Annotated in this window: 4 protein-coding genes; 2 read left to right on the forward strand and 2 right to left on the reverse strand. The window is 62.1% G+C overall.

Features of this window, described 5'->3' with window-relative positions; translation table 11 throughout:
• Positions 1-313: 313 nt before the first annotated feature.
• Positions 314-1,528: an IS110 family transposase gene (locus tag ACWEQQ_RS44830; RefSeq protein ID WP_452352540.1), complete on the reverse strand. Its 1,215-nt coding sequence runs from the start codon at positions 1,526-1,528 to the stop codon at positions 314-316.
• A 798-nt stretch (positions 1,529-2,326) separates the two neighbouring features.
• Here ACWEQQ_RS44830 and ACWEQQ_RS44835 point away from each other — a divergent pair.
• Both ACWEQQ_RS44835 and ACWEQQ_RS44840 read left to right on the forward strand, forming a co-directional pair.
• Positions 2,327-2,866, forward strand: a complete 540-nt coding sequence (locus tag ACWEQQ_RS44835; protein WP_452352541.1) for an ISL3 family transposase — start codon at positions 2,327-2,329, stop codon at positions 2,864-2,866.
• 83 nt (positions 2,867-2,949) lie between these two features.
• Entirely contained in the window at positions 2,950-3,258 is a 309-nt protein-coding gene (locus tag ACWEQQ_RS44840) for a transposase (RefSeq protein WP_452352542.1), read from the forward strand.
• Positions 3,259-3,313: 55 nt separating this feature from the next.
• On the opposite strand, the gene ACWEQQ_RS44845 is transcribed toward ACWEQQ_RS44840, so the two are convergent.
• Positions 3,314-4,239, reverse strand: a 926-nt coding sequence (locus tag ACWEQQ_RS44845) for an Lrp/AsnC ligand binding domain-containing protein (protein ID WP_452352543.1), incomplete at its 5' end; no start/stop codon positions are given.

The following is a 4,239-nucleotide window of genomic DNA, read 5'->3' on the forward strand; positions in this document are numbered from 1 at the left end:
CGGCTCGTACAGCTGCGGACATCGTGGGTCGAACGATAGTCGCTGGGCCGACTGGATCAGTGTGTGGAAGAACTGATCCTGCTCGGTAGCTACCATGGCTGAACTCCTCTGTTCGGTCATGTTTCACGCTGGTCGCGTGTGGCTGTCGCTGATGACGACCTCGGATGCGCCGCCAGCGTGTTCGAATAATGGTGGCCAGCGAATACGTGCAGCGCTTCATACGCATTAACAAATCTGACCCGCCCGACTGGGTTGTTCGTACGAACTCTCGGCCCAGAAGTCGGCTAGTTAGACATCCCAGGGGCGTAAATTGTCAAGCGGCTGTGGCGCTTTGGCGGTGGGCCCAGGCGATGTGTTCGTAGTAGTGAGCATGGTGGTGCAGGCAGCCGTGAAGGATGCCGACGAGGCGGTTGCCCAGTGCGCGGAGTGCCTGGTTGTGTAGGTCGCCGGCGGCTCGGTGGTGGTCGTAGTAGGTTCGGGCGCCGGGGCTGTGGGAGATGGCGCAGAAGGCCCATTGGTCGATAGCGTCGTAGAGGCGTTTGTTGCGGACGTGTCGGGCTAACACGGTGCGTTTGCGGTCGGAGGCGATGGTCCGTGGCGAGGTTCCGGCGTAGTTCTTGCGTGCTTTGCTGGTGCGATAGCGGTCAGGGTCGTCGCCGAACTCGCCGAGGATCCGGGATGCGAGCACGGTGCCCAGTCCTGGCAGTGACCGGTAGATCTCGGCATCGTGATGCCGGTCGAAATGGGTTCGTAGAGTGGTTTCGAGGGCAGCGATCTGGGTGTTGATCTCGACGATCACGTCGATCGTCGCTCGGGTCAGGGCGGCGAACGCGGTGGTGATTGTTCCGTCGGCGGTGAGATGCTCACGGCGCAGGGCGGTTTGGATTCGGCGTGCGTGGCTGTCGATATTGCGTTGGCGGCCGCCGTGTTTGAGTGTTGAACCGATCATGGGCAGCGTCAGGGCGGCGCCTTGTGCAGGGCTGGGTACGTGGCCGAGGACGGCCAGGGCGTCGTGGTCTGCCAGGTCGTCGAAGGCCTCCAGTGCGGCGGGGTAGTACTCGCGCAACGTCGATCGCAGGGTGTTGGTGTGGCGGGTGCGGGCCCAGATGAGGTTCTGGTGGCCGCGGGCGAGTACCTTGATCGCCTCGGCCTCAGAACTGTCACCAGCGATCGGGCGGTGGTTGTGGCGATCGGTGCGGACGAGGTCGGCCAAGAGTTTCGCGTCTGCGGCATCGGATTTCGCTCCCGAGACATGGTGGCGATCTCGGTAGCGGGCGGCCGCGAGCGGGTTGATCGCGTAGATCCGGTATCCCGCTGCTGCCAGCGCCTCCACCCAGAGACCGCGATCGGTTTCGATGCCGATCACCACGTCCTGCGGATCGTGGGCATGGCGAGCCACCAGGTCGTGGAGCATGCTGATGCCGACGAGTCCTTCCGGTAGGCGACGAGAAGCCAACCGTGCTCCGTCCTCGTCCATGATGTGGACATCATGGTGATCTTCGGTCCAGTCATCGCCGACGAAGATCATCGATCACCTCCAAGCGTTGATCCTCGGAATGTGTTCGGGCTCAGGATCACCCGGCGGCGACCTAATGGATCAGTGCTCGATCGGCACGACATCCCATGAGCGCTGGTGGGTGCTCCTGCCGACCGGCCGGGGCACGATCTAACTCTAGGAATCGGACAGCGTCCCAGAGACTTGAACAGTGCTCACCGGCCGGTGGCCCAATGACCAGCTTCCCCGAATCGATCACACCCAATCGAGAACTCGCCGATCAGGACCCATTAGAGACTGGTGTCAGGATCGGGTCCCGGCCAGGACTTGGTTCAGGTGCTTCCAATATTCGGCTGCCCGCCGTCTGCTTTGGTGTGGCTCTCTACTGGCTTGCCTCCCATCGGGTGCCGTGCCGGGAGTGGCTGAAGAGGGGCCTGCCCCATGCTCGAACTAGTGGTGCCCTCCCGCAAGGACACCACGATGTTGACCACGGGAGGACCACCGCAGCAGATGCCACCGCCGAAGCGCTGCAGGCATCCGACCGCTGGCATCTGTGGAATGGGCTCGGGCGCGTGGTGGAGAAAGCCGTCGTCGCCCACAGCGTCTGCTGGGCCGGGCACGGTCCCAAGCGGCAGCAGCTCACGCGCGAGCAGTCCACCATCGAGCGCTGGCATGCCATCCATGATCTGCTCGACCAGGGTGTCGGTCTTCTGGACTGCTCGCGCCGATTGGGCTTGGCGCTCAACACCGTCAAGCGATATGCCCGAGTGCCCGAGCCGGACCGGATGCGTCGCCCACCTCAGTATCGGGCCTGCCTCGTCGACCCCTACCGTGATCACCTACGTGCTCGTCGCGCCGCCGATCCCGGGGCCGCCGGTTCTGCACCTGTTCGAGGAGCTGAAAGCACTCGGCTACACCGGCAGCCTGAACCTGCTCTACAAATACATCAACCAGGGCCGTCACATCAGCGACCGGATCGGGCCCTCGCCCAAACGACTCACCAGCTGGATCATGACCCGCCGGGCCGAGCTGCCCGCCGAGCGCCGCACCCATCTCGACGAGCTACTCGCCACCTGCCCCGAAATGACCGCTCTCGCCGGGCTCGTGCACGAGTTCGCCCACATCATGAGCAACCGCTGCGGCAGCGAGCTCGGCTGCTGGATGAAACAGGTCCGCGAGGCCGGACTGCCCGAACTCGAACCCTTCTTGACCGGTCTCGATCAGGACCATGACGCCGCCGTCGCCGGCCTCACCCTTCCCTACAGCAGCGGCCCGATCGAGGGCGTGAACACGAAGACAAAGCTGATCAAGCGGCAGATGTATGGCAGGGCCAGCTTCCAGCTACTCCGCCACCGAATCCTGTTGGCATAGTTCGCTATCCGCCACCACCGAAAGAGGGACAGAGCCGTTGTTTCCAGTGTCAGCATCATTAGGTCGGCCGGGTCGCTCTGCCGTTGAGTTCCCGCCTTCGTGGCTGTTGTAAATACTGCGCCCGGCCGACACCCGTTCCCGTCTGGTCATCCAACCGGGCACGACATCGCTTGTCTCGCACCGGAAATCGGCAGCTCAATGCAGCCCTTCATCGCATCGCTCTCACCCAAGCACGCTGTCATCCCGGGGCCCGCGAGCTACTCGCACGACGCAAGGCCGCTGGTGACGGCGGTCTCGAAGTGTTACGGATGCTCAAACGCAGGCTCTCCGACGTCGTCTTCCGCGCCATGCTCGCCGACCAGCAACCCACCGGAACCATCACTACCGCTTGACAGAGGAGCTATTTACAGTCCCTCCGAACATGACGGGACGATTTAGTACTGGTGGTTAATTCGAGGAAACTATGTTCTTCGTCCCGGGTCGGGAAACCCGCCCGTCTGGCCCGATTATTTGCGAAAGGTGTTTCCTGCCACGCATCACAACTGAGCGATCAACAATGCGCGCACCTCGGAGCGCTGAGGTTAGCGCGATTTCGAACTGGGTGATGTCACTGAGGTCGTGCAACCATACCGCAAGGATCAGATTGTAGCGACTCGGGGATGTAAAAGCGGCGCGGATATCCGGAACGGAACTTAAAGTTCGACGCGCGGCTTCGATAGTCTCACCCGGGGCATTGATGAAATACCAAGTGTATATGGGTCGGTCGGATGCAGTACGCGCAATATCCGTACGAATGATGAGTTCACCGCTGGCACGTAGTGTTGCAAGAGCATCCGATACACGTTGGGAACTGTAGCCGTGCCTTTTGGCGATTGTGCTGATGGAGATACGTCCGTCCTTCCAGACTTCTTCCTCGATTGCGGCTTTCAGGTCTGGCTGGACGACTCGTGCTGCACGCCGCCGTGGGGGTTGTGGTGGGCGAACACGGGTGACCTCGATCTGGGACAACGCCTGCAGCCGCCATTGTTGGCCTTCGACGAGAACTTGATTGATCGGGTGGACGTAGATGGAGCGGATGCCTGGCATCGCCCCCAGTCGATGGACAACGTAGTCCGACAATGATGAAAGATCGTTGACGCGGATCTGCGCGAGCAGGCTTCGTGCACCTGAGCAATGGTCCAGAATCCAAACAGCGGGGTCCTGTTCGAGGGCCGATGCGGTTTCTTCCAGACTTCTGGACTCGCAGTCAATCTCCAGCAGTGCCATCTGCCCGCGGCGTGAGCACCCTGTCACCCATACGTATCCGTCATCCTGCAGACGCTCCCATCGCCTGGCCAGCGTGACGGGGTCTTTGCCGACGACCGGCGCGAGGT

Source organism: Nocardia sp. NPDC004123 (assembly GCF_053603795.1).

Coding starts and splice junctions, on each gene's coding strand:
- ACWEQQ_RS44830 (WP_452352540.1), bottom strand. CDS start 1,528: ATGATCTTCGTCGGCGATGACTGGACCGAAGATCACCATGATGTCCAC.